This window comes from Nocardia sp. NPDC050793 (assembly GCF_040654065.1).
GTDB lineage: Bacteria > Actinomycetota > Actinomycetes > Mycobacteriales > Mycobacteriaceae > Nocardia.
In genome coordinates this window covers 1-1,066 of record NZ_JBFAHG010000042.1, presented here as the reverse complement: position 1 = coordinate 1,066, position 1,066 = coordinate 1, and the positions used below count along the sequence as shown (strand labels likewise).

The window sequence follows — 1,066 nt, the reverse complement described above, 5'->3', positions numbered from 1 at the left end:
GTTCCATCGAGGTGCTCCACGGGGTGGACATCGCGCTCCCACCGGGGGCGGTCGTCGCCCTTCTCGGGCCGAACGGAGGCGGCAAGACGACAACACTGAAGGTGTGCTCCGGCATCCACCCTGTGTCGTCCGGGGAGTTCCGGCTCGGGGGACACGTCGTCAACGGAGCCTCCGCAGCCGAACTCGCACGCCTGGGCATCTGCTCGATCCCCGAGGGGCGAGGCGTGTTCCCCAACCTCACGGTGCGCGAGAACCTGTGGATCGCGACCGGCACGGGCGTCTCACTGGCAGAACTCGAGGACGTGGCCTACACCCGCTTCCCAATTCTCGGAGAGCGCCGGACACAGCTCGCCGGATCGATGTCGGGCGGCGAGCAACAGATGCTCGCACTGTCGCGGGCGCTCGGAACGAACCCGACGGTGCTGCTGCTCGACGAACTGTCGATGGGCCTGGCCCCGCGTATCGTCTCGCAGATCTACGACATAGTGGGAGAACTTGCGGCGGAGGGGGTGTCGATTCTCGTTGCCGAACAGTTCGCCCGGGCGGTCCTGCCCATCGCCACCAGCGCTGCGCTGATGCTCCAGGGACGAGTCGTGCGCACGGGCGATCCGGCGGAGATCGAAGAAGAACTGTCTACCAGCTACCTAGGAGGATGACGATGACCACTGCGGTCGACGAACGACGTGAGCAATTCAAGCAGGATGTGGCTGCCCTGGGGCTGGGCACCACGAGCAACGGATCCGGCGGGAAGGGCCGAATTGCCGGCATGGTGCTGATGATCATCGGGGTGGCAGCCGCATTCGTCGTCTACATCGCGTCGCTGACCCTCTCGGACCTGCGAGACATCGCCTCGTATCAGCTGCTGAGCATGGGATTCATCGCGCTCACGCTGGTCGGCGCGGCCGTCTACGTGGCGTCGGTGGTCGCAAAGGTTCTGAGGTTGTGGCTGGTGCGTCAGCTCCTGGAGGGCAACGCGCAGACCGAGCGACTCGTCGAGGAGATGTAGGGCGACAAGCTCTGACGCGGTGAGCCGGTCACACCCGGCGACGGAAACGGCAGGCCGGGC

At 65.9% G+C, this 1,066-nt stretch carries 2 protein-coding genes; both read left to right on the top strand.

Annotated elements, in window-relative coordinates:
• Positions 1 to 656 (top strand): ABC transporter ATP-binding protein (locus AB0H50_RS35625; protein WP_357461697.1); only part of this gene is annotated, 656 nt, incomplete at its 5' end.
• Positions 653 to 1,006, top strand: coding sequence for a hypothetical protein (locus tag AB0H50_RS35620; RefSeq protein WP_357461695.1), 354 nt, complete (start codon positions 653 to 655; stop codon positions 1,004 to 1,006). The genes AB0H50_RS35625 and AB0H50_RS35620, both read left to right, overlap by 4 nt.
• Positions 1,007 to 1,066 lie beyond the last annotated feature (60 nt).

What these genes read in the sequence shown, in the direction of transcription:
- AB0H50_RS35620 (WP_357461695.1), top strand. Translation starts at nt 653, where the DNA reads ATGACGATGACCACTGCGGTCGACGAACGACGTGAGCAATTCAAGCAG.